This window comes from Sphingomonas sp. PEI4 (assembly GCF_056679955.1).
The window spans coordinates 2,596,438-2,609,205 of sequence record NZ_CM155258.1 but is presented as its reverse complement, the minus strand read 5'-3'; the positions used below and the strand labels follow the sequence as shown (position 1 = coordinate 2,609,205).

The 12,768-nt window shown below is 66.3% G+C and carries 13 protein-coding genes; 3 read left to right on the top strand and 10 right to left on the bottom strand.

From position 1 onward, the window contains the following. Positions 1-71: 71 nt before the first annotated feature. From holA to AC1MLZ_RS12035, 4 genes are read right to left on the bottom strand one after another with little or no spacing between them, the layout of a single operon-like run. On the bottom strand, positions 72-1,091 hold the full coding sequence (gene holA, locus AC1MLZ_RS12050) for a DNA polymerase III subunit delta (protein WP_480958672.1): 1,020 nt from the start codon (positions 1,089-1,091) through the stop codon (positions 72-74). Continuing rightward, positions 1,088-1,618, bottom strand: coding sequence for an LPS assembly lipoprotein LptE (gene lptE, locus AC1MLZ_RS12045; protein ID WP_480958671.1), 531 nt, complete (start codon positions 1,616-1,618; stop codon positions 1,088-1,090). Before lptE ends, holA begins: the two co-directional genes overlap by 4 nt. After that, the gene (leuS, locus tag AC1MLZ_RS12040) at positions 1,615-4,296 is read right to left on the bottom strand and encodes a leucine--tRNA ligase (RefSeq protein ID WP_480958670.1); all 2,682 of its coding nucleotides are present in this window, start codon (positions 4,294-4,296) and stop codon (positions 1,615-1,617) included. The genes lptE and leuS overlap by 4 nt, the downstream gene beginning before the upstream one ends. Before the next feature lie 10 nt (positions 4,297-4,306). Further along, positions 4,307-4,738 (bottom strand): DUF3576 domain-containing protein, encoded by a 432-nt coding sequence (locus AC1MLZ_RS12035; protein ID WP_480958669.1) that lies wholly within the window; start codon positions 4,736-4,738, stop codon positions 4,307-4,309. A 288-nt stretch (positions 4,739-5,026) separates the two neighbouring features. Between AC1MLZ_RS12035 and AC1MLZ_RS12030 the strand changes: the two genes are divergently transcribed. Beyond that, positions 5,027-5,734, top strand: a complete 708-nt coding sequence (locus tag AC1MLZ_RS12030; protein ID WP_480958668.1) for a hypothetical protein — start codon at positions 5,027-5,029, stop codon at positions 5,732-5,734. A 92-nt stretch (positions 5,735-5,826) separates the two neighbouring features. Here the strand turns inward: AC1MLZ_RS12030 and AC1MLZ_RS12025 are convergent, their stop codons facing one another. Further along, the gene (locus tag AC1MLZ_RS12025) at positions 5,827-6,417 is read right to left on the bottom strand and encodes a thiamine phosphate synthase (RefSeq protein WP_480958667.1); all 591 of its coding nucleotides are present in this window, start codon (positions 6,415-6,417) and stop codon (positions 5,827-5,829) included. A gap of 22 nt (positions 6,418-6,439) precedes the next feature. Here AC1MLZ_RS12025 and AC1MLZ_RS12020 point away from each other — a divergent pair, with 22 nt between their 5' ends. Both AC1MLZ_RS12020 and AC1MLZ_RS12015 read left to right on the top strand, forming a co-directional pair. Continuing rightward, positions 6,440-7,114 carry a YggS family pyridoxal phosphate-dependent enzyme gene (locus AC1MLZ_RS12020; protein WP_480958666.1) on the top strand — a complete coding sequence of 225 codons (675 nt, stop codon included), beginning with the start codon at positions 6,440-6,442 and terminating at the stop codon, positions 7,112-7,114. Further along, on the top strand, positions 7,111-7,791 hold the full coding sequence (locus AC1MLZ_RS12015; protein WP_480958665.1) for an HAD family hydrolase: 681 nt from the start codon (positions 7,111-7,113) through the stop codon (positions 7,789-7,791). The genes AC1MLZ_RS12020 and AC1MLZ_RS12015 overlap by 4 nt, the downstream gene beginning before the upstream one ends. Positions 7,792-7,935: 144 nt before the next feature. On the opposite strand, the gene AC1MLZ_RS12010 is transcribed toward AC1MLZ_RS12015, so the two are convergent. From AC1MLZ_RS12010 to AC1MLZ_RS11990, 5 genes are all read right to left on the bottom strand, one after another. Then, entirely contained in the window at positions 7,936-8,415 is a 480-nt protein-coding gene (locus AC1MLZ_RS12010) for a YdcF family protein (protein ID WP_480958664.1), read from the bottom strand. A 41-nt stretch (positions 8,416-8,456) separates the two neighbouring features. Continuing rightward, positions 8,457-9,503, bottom strand: a complete 1,047-nt coding sequence (gene ribA, locus AC1MLZ_RS12005; RefSeq protein ID WP_480958663.1) for a GTP cyclohydrolase II — start codon at positions 9,501-9,503, stop codon at positions 8,457-8,459. Beyond that, a complete protein-coding gene (locus AC1MLZ_RS12000) occupies positions 9,500-10,282 on the bottom strand; it encodes an exodeoxyribonuclease III (RefSeq protein ID WP_480958662.1) in 783 nt (260 codons plus the stop codon). The genes ribA and AC1MLZ_RS12000 overlap by 4 nt, the downstream gene beginning before the upstream one ends. Before the next feature lie 336 nt (positions 10,283-10,618). Continuing rightward, complete coding sequence (locus AC1MLZ_RS11995) at positions 10,619-11,248, bottom strand: LolA family protein (RefSeq protein WP_480958661.1); 630 nt, start codon at positions 11,246-11,248, stop codon at positions 10,619-10,621. 81 nt (positions 11,249-11,329) lie between these two features. Then, positions 11,330-12,715: a carbohydrate porin gene (locus AC1MLZ_RS11990; RefSeq protein WP_480958660.1), complete on the bottom strand. Its 1,386-nt coding sequence runs from the start codon at positions 12,713-12,715 to the stop codon at positions 11,330-11,332. Between the last annotated feature and the right edge of the window lie 53 nt (positions 12,716-12,768).

Sequence of the window (12,768 nt, the reverse complement as noted above, 5' to 3'; positions counted from 1 at the left end):
AACAAAGGTTCCGCGTCCATGGGTCCCGGCGTGCGCCGGGATGACGGATGGGGGAGAGGCGCGGAAATAGATTAGTTTCGCCGGGCGATCGCCTGCGATAGCGCCACCACCGCTGCCTCCGCCACAACCCCGCCGGCGTTCCCCGACGCCATGATCGCCCGCTCCGCCGTCCGCACGCGCTGGATTGCGGTGGCCAGCATTACCGGCGACCAGCGCCGCAAAGACCGCGCGGTGCTGGCCTCTTCCTTGAAGAATACGCGGTGGCGTTTCATCACCGCGTCGACCGCTTCGCCCCGGTCGATCTCGCCGCGCATGTCGGCGAGGGCTATCAGACGGCGGACGAGTTGGCGGAGCCACGGGATCGGCGAGGTTCCGGCTTCTTCGAGCACGGCGAGTTCGGCGCCGAGATCGTCGACCCGGCCTTCGATCACCGCATCGATCGCGCGGCTCATTTCCGCATCGCCGAGGTCCGCGCCGACAGCATCAAGCGCGTGATGATCGAGGTCCGCGGGGCGATCGGGTGCCGCGTCGAGGTATAGTGCCAGCTTCTCGATCTCTCGCGAAATGACGGCGCGATCGCCGCCGGTCGTATCTACCAGGCGACGCGCGACACCGGGGGCGGGGCGGAGGCCATTCTCGCCCGCGATCGTCGTCGCGAGGCGTTCTGCGTCCTGCGCGGTCGGGGCGTAGCAGGCGAACGCCATCGCGCGCGGGGAGTCGATCGCGAGCTTTACGATCTTGGCGGTGGATTTGACGGTCGGGGCGATCGCGACGACCGGATTGCCGACGCGCTCGGCCGCCAACAGGTTGGTGAATGCTTCGAGGCTTTCTTCGCCCGCCGAGGCGACGCGGACGAACCGGGCACCCGCGAACAGGGACAGCGACGCGGCCTCGTCGGTCAGCCGGCCAGGGTCGCTCTTGAGCGTCGAGCCATCGAGATCGACGCGTTCGGCGTCCGCGCCCATGGCCTTGGCGAGCACGCGCGCGAGATCGCTTGCGCCTGCCTCGTCGGGGCCGTGAAGCAGGTACAGGCGGATGTCGCCGCCCGGTTTGGCCAGCGCACCGCGGATCTGGCCGGCGCTGGCCTTCACTTGGCGGGCGTAGCGCTCTGTGCCGCTGCGACCGCAGGCGTGTTGCGCGCATACAGCGCGACGCGCGCGACGATCTGGTCGGCGACGATCTGCGACAGGCGTTCGAGCGCGGTGTTCTCGGCCGCGATCGTCGCATATTCGGAGCGGACGACGTCGATGCCGGCGTCGGAGCCAGCGGTCGCGTCGAGCAGCACCGAGTTGTCGCCGATCCGCACGAGCTGATAGCGCGCGCGCAGAGTCCGGCGTTCGCGCGAGACGCTATCGTCGGTGCGGACGCCGAGGCCGCTGATCTGGTCGTCGAGGCGGATGTCGATCCGGTAGAGCGCCGGCGCGCCGTTCGAGGGCAGGCGATCGCGCAGCGCGGTGGCCATCAGCCAGCCGTTCTTGCCGGCGATCGGCGCGATCTCGACCTGGCCGAGCGCGCCCGCGACCGGACCGCTGCTGCCGCCCGCATAGAGCGGGTGCAGGCCGCAGCCGGACAGCGCGGGGGTCAGCATCAGCGCGCCGAGGATCGCTAGGCGCTTCATGCGACGATGTTCACGAGACGGTCGGGCACGACGATCACTTTCCGGGGCGGCTTGCCCTCAAGCAGGCGGACGATCTTTTCGGAGGCGAGCGCGGCGGCTTCGACCTCGTCCTTCGGCGCGCCCTTGGGGAAGACGAGCGTGTCTCGTAGCTTGCCGTTGACCTGCACCGCGATCGTGACCTCGTCGTCGACCAGCATCGCCGGATCGACGATCGGCCAGGCGGCGTCGGCGATCAGGCCGTCGTTGCCAGCGGTCGCCCAGGCTTCCTCGGCGACGTGCGGGACCATCGGGCTGACGAGCAGCAGCAGCGTGCGGACGGCCTGTTCGCGGTCTGCGGAGGGCGGTGCCTTCTCGATCGCGCTGCACAGGCTGTAAAGCCGTGCGACCGCCTTGTTGAACTGCAAGGCGTTGATATCGCTCTCGATACCGACGGTCGTCCGGTGGCAGAGTTTGCGTAAGCCGATGTCGTCGCCCTCGGCCTTGGCGGCATCGTCGGACTCGATCAGGCGCCAGAGACGCTGGACGAACCGCCACGCGCCTTCGATGCCGGACTCGCTCCAGGGGAGATCGCGCTCAGGGGGCGAGTCGGAGAGCACGAACCAGCGCACCGCGTCGGCGCCATATTGGTCGACGATCGGCTCGGGATCGACGGTGTTCTTCTTCGACTTCGACATTTTCGTCACGCGACCGACCGTCACGGGGCCTCCGGTCGCGATCTCGATATATCCTGCATCGGTCTTGCGGACCTCGTCGGGAGACAGCCACTTCGTCTTAGCCGGCGCGTCACTCGAATCGTCGTCGTCGGTGTCGGCCTCCGTCTGCGCGTCGTCGGCGTCGCCTCGACTATACGTCTCGTGCGTCACCATGCCCTGCGTGAACAGCCCGGCGAACGGCTCGGCGATGTCGAGCATGCCGATATGCTTCAGCGCCCGCGTCCAGAACCGCGCATAGAGCAGGTGCAGGATCGCATGCTCTACGCCGCCGATATACTGGTTGACCGGCAGCCACTTCTCCGCGCCTGTCCGGTCGAACGGCTTGGCGTCCGGCTGACTGGCGAAGCGGATGAAATACCACGACGAATCGACGAACGTGTCTAGCGTATCGGTTTCGCGTCGCGCCGCGCCGCCGCAGGACGGGCAGGGGACGTGCTTCCAGGTCGGATGGCGATCGAGCGGGTTGCCGGGGATGTCGAACGACACGTCCTCGGGCAGCACGATCGGTAGCTGGTCCTTCGGCACTGGCACCGCGCCGCACGCGTCGCAGTGGATAATCGGGATCGGCGTGCCCCAGTAACGCTGGCGGCTGACGCCCCAGTCGCGCAGGCGGAACACGGTCGTGCCCTTGCCCCAGCCTTCGCCCTCGGCACGCTCGATCACGGTGCGCTTGGCGTCCTCGATGTCCATGCCGTCGAGGAAGTGCGAGTTCACGATGGTCCCGGCGCCGGTCCAGGCAGTGTCGCCGACGAACACGGGGGCCTCGTCATCGCCTTCGCTGACGACGCGCTTGACGGGCAGGTCGTATTTGCGCGCGAAATCGAGATCGCGCTGGTCATGCGCCGGCACGCCGAACACCGCGCCGGTGCCGTATTCCATCAGCACGAAGTTCGCGATGTAGACAGGGAGTTCCCAAGTCTTGTCAAGCGGATGCACCGCGCGGATGCCGGTGTCGAAGCCGAGCTTTTCCTGCGTGTCCAGCTCAGCCGCAGTAGTGCCACCGCGCTTGCACAGCTCGATGAACGCGGCCGCATCCGGGTTCGTCTCGGCGATAGCGCGTGCGATCGGATGATCCGCAGCGACGGCGACGAAGCTGGAGCCGAACATCGTGTCGGGGCGGGTAGTGAACACCTCGACACTCTCTATTCCCCTTCCGCTTGCGGGAGGGGTCAGGGGAGGGGAGGTCTCCCCAATCACCGCCGTCGCGTTCGTGTCAGGCCCTCCCCCGACCCCTCCCGCAAGCGGGAAGGGAGCAGAAAGCGCGAACTTGAACTGCAAGCCCTGGCTGCGGCCGATCCAGTTCTCCTGCATCAGCTTGACCTTGTCGGGCCAATGCTCGAGCGCGCCGAGGCCGTCGACGAGTTCATCGGCAAAATCGGTGATCTTCAGGAACCACTGCGACAGCTTCCGCCGCTCGACCAGCGCGCCGGAACGCCAGCCGCGACCGTCGATCACCTGTTCGTTGGCGAGCACGGTCATGTCGACTGGATCCCAGTTTACCGCGGATTCCTTGCGGTACACGAGCCCCGCCGCGAACAGGTCGAGGAACAGCGCCTGCTCGTGGCCGTAATATTCGGGCTCGCACGTCGCCAGCTCGCGCGTCCAGTCCAGCGCGAAGCCCAGACGCTTCAGCTGTGCCTTCATCGTCGCGATGTTGGCGCGCGTCCAGGTGCCCGGATGGACGCCCTTTTCCATCGCGGCGTTCTCGGCCGGCATGCCGAACGCGTCCCAGCCCATCGGATGGAGCACTTCCATGCCCTTCATCCGACGGAACCGCGCGAGCACGTCGCCCATCGTGTAGTTCCGGACATGCCCCATGTGGATGCGCCCCGACGGATAGGGGAACATCTCGAGCACGTACGAACGCGGCTTGGTCGACAGGTCGTCCGCGGCGAACGTCTTGCGCTCGTCCCAAACCTTCTGCCACGCCGCGTCCGCCTTCAACGCATTGAAACGCGACGCCATTCTACTGTCCTCAGCCCGCGATCGAGGCGCGGCGCAGGTCGCGGGCCTTGGTCAGGATGATGTCTTCCAGCTTCTGCGTGGTCGCGGCCTGGACCGGCGACGACACCCACTGACCGCCACGATTGACTTCGCGAAGCGCGGCGACGCGCAAGGCATCGGCGCGCAGATCCTGGTCTAGAATCGACACGGTCACCTTCATGCGTTCGGTCGGGGTCTGCGGGTTGATGTACCAGTCGGTGACGATCACGCCACCATTGGAATCGGTCTGGAGCAGCGGCATGAAGCCGAGCGTGTCGAGGCTCGCGCGCCACAGATAGCTGTTCACGCCGATCGTCGTGATCTTCGACGCGGCAATATCCGCCTTGGGACGAGCGGAACCGCCGCCGCATGCGACGAGAGGCAGGGCAAATAGCACGACTGCGATACGCGAGCGGCGGAACATGGGCATCATCCTGGCAAGAAAATCAGTCCTTGCTCTACAGGCGAGCCCGCGCGCCCGCAAGCAGACGCGGGCGTGCCCGAGGAGCGTCTGCGCGGGGGGTGTTTGTCCCATAGGCGGGCGATTCGGTAGCGCTATCGCGGCGATCTGTGTGCTGATTGCAACACTGTCAGACAATTCGGCGATGAAAGGTGGGAATGGGCCGGTCTGCGGCCTTTGCTGGGGATCAATTCATGTTAGATGCTGTTTAACAGGATCCGAGTACGGGATTCGAAGGACAGATTCGCTGTGATGACGCGTGGGGGAATATTCGGGGTGATTGCCGGGGCGCTTGTCGCCACTGCCGCAATCGTCGCGCCTGCCTTCGGCGCCAGCGAACAGCCCGCACGGATCGCCAAGCATAACGTCGCTGCGGTTCGCGGGATCGGATCGTTCACGCCCGCCGCCGCCGACCCCCGCCTTGCCGCGATGTTCGCGCGCGGAGGCTTCGACGCCGGCAGCTTCCGCTTCACGCCCGCCGAAACCCGCCAAGACAACCGCGCGGTGACCGTCGCGGTCCGTGCGCAGACCAACCGCGGTGTTGCGAACACGGCCAGCCTTGCTTCGACCACGTCGACCGTCGGCATCGCGCCGATCGCGTATAACCTCGGCATGTCGGTCGGCTGGAAGCGGTTTGCGATCTCGGGCGACGTGAACAAGCTCGATCTCGGCGCGATGCCGGGCAGCCGTGAAGCGGCCGATATCGCGGTAAGGTATAGCGCCAAGCGGTTCAGCGGCACGGTGAAGGCTGCGGCGGATCGTCCGCTGTCGAACGTACCGCACCTGGTCGAGGATGCGCCGAGCTATTCGGTCGACCTTGGCGGCTCCTACGCCTTGACGCGCAGCCTCGCGGTCACCGCTGGTGTGCGCTACCGGTCGGACCGCGAGCGCTTCGTGAAGGTCGACGACAACCGCCGCGACAGCCAAGCTGTATATCTGGGCACAGCCTTCCGCTTCTAGGCGTTCGACGGAAGCGACGCTCTTCGAAGATCCAGGCTGATCGCGGCTAGCTTGTCCAACTGGTATTCAACGCGCCGTCATCCTGACGAAAGTCAGGACCCAGAGTAACTGATCGCTGCGTCTCGTGGCCCTGGATCCTGACTTTCGTCACGATGACGGTGCGTTGCGGGCAGCCAGGCATCGATCGCGGCCCATCCGTGGAAGCCGAACCGCTGAATCTGTCGCCACCGTCTCTCGTCCATTCCGCCGAGCGCGATCACCGGTATCCCGAGCCCCAATCCGATCCGCATCCCCCACGCCGCACCGATTCCAACCGCGCCCTCGTGCGACCGGGTAGCGTGGATCGGCGATACGAATAGGGCGTCGGCTCCAGCGCGCTTTCCAGCCAGCGCCTCGCCGCGCGAATGTGTCGGCCAAGTCCTGATCCCTTGTGTCTGTGCCCGACCATGCACGCCGTCGGCTGCGATCATCGATTCTCCGGCCACGACGACGACCAGCCGCCGCGACCGTGCGACTCGGATAACCCGCCGCAGCAACGCCCGCCGTTCCCGCTCGGGCGTGGCATAGTGCCGAAACACCACCCCAGATCCCGGGGGCAATCGCCTGAGCGCACGCCACAAGGCCTCGCCCATCCGCTCGTCCGTCATCAGCCAGCGGGCGGGAATGGGGTTACGACGAGCCACGCCGCTGCCTATAGCGCGCCGCATGATTGCTGACGACACCACCAAATTGCAGGCCATCCGCAGCCGGATCGCCAAGGCCGCCGAGATCGCCGATCGCCGCGTTACCGATGTGACGCTGATCGCGGTCTCCAAGACGCATCCGATCGAGGCGATCGAGCCGCTGCTAGTCGAAGGCCAGCGCGTATTCGGCGAAAACCGCGTTCAGGAAGCGTCCGAGAAATGGCCGGCGTTGCGCGAGAAATATCCCGACGTCGAACTCCACCTGATCGGCCAGCTCCAGTCGAACAAGGCGGCCGAAGCGGTGGCGTTGTTCGACTGCATCCACGCGGTCGACCGCCCCTCGCTGGTCACCGCGCTGGGGAAGGCGATGGAGGCGAGCGATCGCCGGCCCGACTGCTTCCTCCAGGTCAACATCGGCGACGAACCGCAAAAAGGCGGCTGCGCGATCGCCGACCTGCCCGCGCTGGTGGAACAGGCGCGTGCCGTCGGCTTGCCAATCGCCGGGCTCATGTGCCTGCCGCCCGCGGACATCGAGCCGGCACCGTATTTCGCACTCCTTGCCAAGCTCGCGCGTGATCATGGGCTGACCGGGCTCAGCATGGGTATGTCCGACGATTTCGAGACCGCGGTGACGATCGGCGCGACTCACGTTCGGATCGGCAGCGCGTTGTTCGGCGCGCGGGGGACGGGCGCATGAAGTTCCCCGTTAGATTTGACGCTCTATTGTTCGATTTCGACGGCGTGCTCATCGACAGCGAAGCCGTCGGCAACCGCCACATCGCCGAATGGCTGACGGCGGCTGGTCACCCGACGAGCGCCGAAGACTCGATGGCGAACTTCATGGGGCTCGCCGGGCCGCAGTTCATCGACGCGGTCGAACGCTGGATCGATCGGCCACTCACGGACGACTTCTACGTAGCGCGGAAAGCCGAGGACGAGCGCGTGATGGCGGCCGGCGTCGACGCGATCGAGGGCGCGGTGGCGTTCGTCCGCTCGCTCCCCGCCGATTTGCCCAAGGCGATCGTCTCGTCCAGCCCGGTGCGCTGGATCGCCCGCCACCTGGAGCATATCGGCCTGCGCGATGCGTTCGGCGACCACCTCTATAGTGGGCGCGAGCACGTGACGAACGGCAAGCCTGCGCCGGATCTGTATCTGTTTGGTGCGCGGCAACTTGGGGTCGATATCGCGCGGACGGCGATTTTGGAGGATTCGCCTGTAGGGGCGACTGGGGCTGTGGCTTCGGGGGGCTACGTCATTGGCCTGTCCGCGGGGTCGCATTGCAACGCCGAGCACGGTGCCCGGCTGAAGGCTATCGGTGTGGATGCGTTGGCGGAGAGTTTCGAGGACGTCGCGCGGTTGATTGGGACGAACTGACGGGAGCTTTGGACAGAACCGGAAGGTATCCCTTAAACCTTTGTTCTCCCGCGAAGGCGGGAGCCCAGTCTGGATCCCCGCCTTCGCGGGGAAACATTCTAATCGCGTGTTGAGAGCGGATCACCCGGACGGGTCATATCTCAGCTAGCCCCGCTTCCGCCGCCAGATCGCACCAACCCCCGCGACCAGATCATACGGGATCGCCGCTGCCTCGCGCATCCGCATCTTGAGCTGGTACCGCCGGCTCCCGCCGTGCGGCACGTGGATCGCGCTCGCGGGCATGCCGAGCATCGCGAACAGCATGCGGATGCGCGGTTGATGATAGCCATCGGTGCAGATCATGCACTGCGCATACTGGCCCGCGCGCGCGAACGCGGTCGCGGCGACGACGCTTTGCAACGTATCCACGCTGACCTCGTCGAGATGGATTCGCGACCGATCGACCGTTTCCGCCAGCACTTCGGCCATCACCGACGCTTCCGAAGGTCCATGCGTGCCCTTCGCGCCCGAGCAGAACAGGTCCGCATCGACGTAGCGCGCCGCCGCCGCGGCGGCGAACGCGATGCGACGGGCGAGAGTCGGGCTCGGGCTGCCATCGGGACGAACGGCCGCGCCGAACACCACGATCAGGCGCCGTGAGGGTGGGGGTGAGGGGGGAATGTCGGTCAGAACTGATGCCCCGTGCGATCGCGCTTGGTCGCGAGATACTGCGCGTTGTGCGGGTTCGAGGGCAGGAAATGCGGCACGCGCTCGATCACCGTCACGCCCGCCGCTTCGAGCCCGGCGACCTTGGCGGGATTGTTGGTCAGCAATCGCACCTCGCGCTGGCCGAGCAGCGTCAGCATCCGCGCCGCCACGCCGAAATCGCGCGCATCGACTGCAAAGCCGAGCCGGGTGTTCGCATCGACCGTATCGAACCCCTGGTCCTGCAACGCGTACGCGCGCAGTTTGTTGACCAAGCCGATCCCGCGCCCCTCCTGCCGCAGATAGAGCAGGATACCCCAGCCGCTATCCTGGATCGCGTGGATCGCAGCGTGCAACTGCGGCCCGCAGTCGCATTTCAGGCTGCCGAGCACGTCGCCCGTCAGGCACTCGCTATGCAGGCGGACCAGCGGCGGCTGGCCGTTGGGCTGGCCGATCAGTAGCGCGATGTGCTCGTCCGCGCTTTCGGGGCTGCGGAATGCGACGATCTCCGCATCTTCGGCGCCCTCGACGGGGAGGCGCGCGCGTGCCGCGAGCGTTAGGCGCGTCGCGTCCTCGTGCGCGTCGATGTCGGCGGCGGTTATTCCCACTTCGGGTTCGCCGGTGCCAAGGAAGAAGGCCGGCAGCAGTCCGGCGATCCTCGCGAGGCGCAATGCGGCGGCCGCAGCTTGGGGATCAGCCACCGGGAGCGTGCGGAACGGACCCTTGAGGGGAGTCGCCAAGTCGAACTGCGGATCGGCCAGTGCGGTCGCGGCGGCGAAATCGATCCAGGGGGCACGATCGACGAGCACGGGCTCGGTCGGATCCGCGGCTGCGAGCTGGTTCGCCAGCTTCAAGGTTGCCGCGCGCCCCGACGAGATCAGCACGCCGCCATTCGCTTCGGGATCGAACGCCGCCAACCGCTCCGCATCGGCCGTCTCGACTGCGAGCAGTACCAGCCCGTCGATCGCGATCGGCCAGCCACGTCGCAACGCATCGACCGCGCGGGCGGCGGCGCGGGGATTGGTCAAAACGCGAACTCGGTCATGATTGGGACGTGATCGGACGGCTTCAGCCAGCTTCGGCAGCGTTCGTAGACGTGATGCGACACCGCGGCTTCGGCGGCCGCACCCGTCGCCCACATGTGATCGAGCCGGCGGCCGCGGTCCGATGCTGCCCAGTCCTTGGCGCGGTAGCTCCACCAGGTGAACAGGCGGGCGGGGGCGGGATGGAAGCGGCGGCCGAGATCGACCCAGTCGCCCGCCGCCTGCAGCTTGCCGAGGGCTTCGACCTCGACGGGCGTATGGCTGACGACGTCGAGCAACTGCTTGTGGCTCCAGACGTCGGATTCGAGTGGGGCGATGTTGAAGTCGCCGACCAGGATCGTCGGGCCGGGGAGCGTCTCCGACCAGGTCGTCATGCGGTCGATAAAGTCGAGCTTCTGGCCGAACTTCGGGTTCACCTCGCGGTCGGGGACGTCGCCGCCGGCCGGGACATAAACGTTCTCGAGCCGCACGCCGTTCTCGAGCCGGACGCCGACATGGCGCGCCTCGCTGTTCGCCTGCCAGTCGAATCGGTCGTCCTCGACGATTGGTATGCGGCTCAGGATCGCGACGCCGTGGTGCATGCGCTGGCCGTGCAGGACGATGTGTTCGTAGCCGAGCGCGCGGAACGCCTCCAACGGGAAGTCCCCGTCGATGACCTTGGTCTCCTGGAGGCACAGGATGTCGGGCTGCTCGTCGCGCAGAAACTGTTCGACGATGGCGATCCGGAAACGGACCGAGTTGATGTTCCAGGAGACGATCTTCACGAGCGCGATGTAGCGTTGCGTGGGGGTGGCGACAAGGAAGGGGGTTTGGGCTTCGGAAGAAGGTAGAAGGCGCCATCGGCAAAGCCACTGTCGTCGGACGGGCTTTGCCCGCCGGCCGCGCTTGAGCGAGTCGGGCAAATCTTTTTGCCTGCCGCTCTACGCGAAAGACCCTCGCTCCGGGGGCATGGAGCGAGGGCCAACTCAGCGTTCGTCACGCAGGCAGACTGTGGGGAAACCATCCGGGCAACAGGGGGAAAAATCCCGAATGCCCCACATCCGCGAGCCACTCTCTAGTGGGCGGAACCTGTCGCTTGCATGAATGACGCGAAGTTTATGTTACTTTCTTACACCCGTGCGGCGTGGATCGTTCCAGCGGAAAGTGTTGTCGCTCACCGCCTCGCCGAACTTCTGGTTGGTCAGGCGGATCGTCGTGCGGTTGTTCTGGCTGTCGAGCGCGACCCAGCCTTGCAGCATCAGCCCGCCCGGCGCGGTCGCGTTGCGCACGAACACCAGGGTGATCCGGCCATATTCCGGATGCTTGGGATCGTTTGCCTCAACCGACACGATCCGCTGGTCGTAGCCGGGCACGAGTTTCGCATAGCGCGTAATATCGCGGGTCGGATCGAGCAGCACGCCCAGCGGCGAGTTCTTGATCGGCCAGCGCTGCACCTGCTTCACCGAATAATCGATGAAGGTCAGCGCGCCGCCCTCCGCGACGATCAGGATCGGCACGCCCTTTTCGTACTGGAAGCGCAGCTTGCCCGGCTTCTTCAGCGTCAGCACGCCGGTCAGCACCTTGCCGTTGCGGTCCGCCTGCGAGAAATTCGCGGTCATCGTCTCGACCGACTGGAGGTGTTTCTGCACGGCAGCCAGGTCACCGGTCGCTTGCGCGGCGATCGGCGAGGGCACGGCGGCGACGGACAAAGCGGCGATCGTCGCGATCACCGCAGGGCGGGTATTGAACATCGAAATCTCCTCAAGGCGCGACCGTTGCCCGCCCGCGCTTGAACCGCCACTGAATTCGGCGGGTTCCGTCAGAGCGTGCGGCTACAGCGTGATCGCGCCCTTCAACCCGAGCACGGCGACGTCGTCCGCATTATGCACGCCGCCGGGGTTGTGGATGAACTGCACGTTCGGGCGCAGTTCGAGCCACCGCGTCGGGTGGACGCTGTAGTAAATCTCCGAGGCATATTCCGCATCCTGCACGGCGGGCCGCGTTGGATCGAGTTCCTGGCCCTTGGCGACGCGCCCGTTCACATTGGTCCGCGCCGCGCCGAAACCGAGGACGTCGCCCGGTCGCCACGGCACCAGCCCCTTGTAGAACAGCCCCGCGGCGATCTGATTATCGGTGGTCGAGGTCGCGCGATCAGCCTGCGTCGCGTTGAGGAACACGCTGAGCCCGGTCACCGACTTGCCGTCCTTCGACGTCCCGGTGACCTGTTGCTGAATGTTGAAATACACCCCGTAGCGCGCGCTGCGGCGGAGCGGATCGAGCCCGGTGATCGCGATCGGCCTGCGGTTCACATCGTAGAACACGTCGTCGCCGTTCGAGGTGTTGACCCAGCCGCCGATCTTGTACGCGCCGACTCGGCCATCATTGTCGCCGCGATGCCATTCGGCTTCGACCGGGATCAGCGCGCCGGTCGCGCCGTGGAACCGGCCGATCACGAAGGCCTTTTCGAGATTGCGCGGGTTCACTTCGTAGGCGGCGGTCTTCAGCGTGAGATGGTCGTTGACGTCGTAGCGCAGTCGCGCGCCCCATTGCCCGACCGGCCAGTTATACCAGTAATCGCCGACCAGATTGCCGGGCTGCGCGCCGCAGAAGCTTAGGTTCTGGAAATAGCAGGAGAACACCGCGAAATCCTCGCCGGGGTTCGTGCGGCCGATCTTCAGTTCGAGTTTTTCGCCCAGCTTTTGCTCGTACCAGAATTGCGTGAGGCGGACGGTCTGGCCGCGACCGTACACTTCCTGCACCTGTTGCAGCACGCCGAGATTGGCGTCGGCGCCGAGATCGTGGCCACGGCGGTAGGTGACGGTCGCCTGGAACGCGCCGCCCTGCAGCCCGACGACCTTGTCGAGATCGAGCAGCACGCCGACGTCGAACTGGCCGGTCTCACGCAGCAGCTTCCGGTCGCCGCCCGAGACATTATAGCCGCTTTCCGAGGCATAGCGCGCGCTGACCCCAATACCGCGGTCCGCCAGGCGTTTGCGGATGTCGAACCAGTCCGCGAACAAGCCGGGTGGCGGGGTGCGCTGCGTATCCGCGGTCAGCGCGGACGGGGAGAGATCGCTGTCGCGGCGGACACCCGCGCGGGGGCGGTGCTGCGTGTCGGTCGTGCTGCTGCCGGGGGTCTGCTTGGCGGTGTCTTGCGCGGAGACCTGACCGGGTATGGCGAGCGCCACCGCTGCCGCACAGAACCGTCGATACCGCATTACGCCCACCTGTTTTTCATAACCTGCATCAACCCGTAGATCGGGTGTCGGTT

Bases quoted from the DNA above. Each gene is read 5' to 3' on its own strand.
- lptE (WP_480958671.1), bottom strand. From the start codon at position 1,618: ATGAAGCGCCTAGCGATCCTCGGCGCGCTGATGCTGACCCCCGCGCTG.
- leuS (WP_480958670.1), bottom strand. From the start codon at position 4,296: ATGGCGTCGCGTTTCAATGCGTTGAAGGCGGACGCGGCGTGGCAGAAG.
- AC1MLZ_RS12035 (WP_480958669.1), bottom strand. From the start codon at position 4,738: ATGTTCCGCCGCTCGCGTATCGCAGTCGTGCTATTTGCCCTGCCTCTC.
- AC1MLZ_RS12030 (WP_480958668.1), top strand. From the start codon at position 5,027: ATGACGCGTGGGGGAATATTCGGGGTGATTGCCGGGGCGCTTGTCGCC.
- AC1MLZ_RS12020 (WP_480958666.1), top strand. From the start codon at position 6,440: ATGATTGCTGACGACACCACCAAATTGCAGGCCATCCGCAGCCGGATC.
- AC1MLZ_RS12015 (WP_480958665.1), top strand. From the start codon at position 7,111: ATGAAGTTCCCCGTTAGATTTGACGCTCTATTGTTCGATTTCGACGGC.
- AC1MLZ_RS11995 (WP_480958661.1), bottom strand. From the start codon at position 11,248: ATGTTCAATACCCGCCCTGCGGTGATCGCGACGATCGCCGCTTTGTCC.
- AC1MLZ_RS11990 (WP_480958660.1), bottom strand. From the start codon at position 12,715: ATGCGGTATCGACGGTTCTGTGCGGCAGCGGTGGCGCTCGCCATACCC.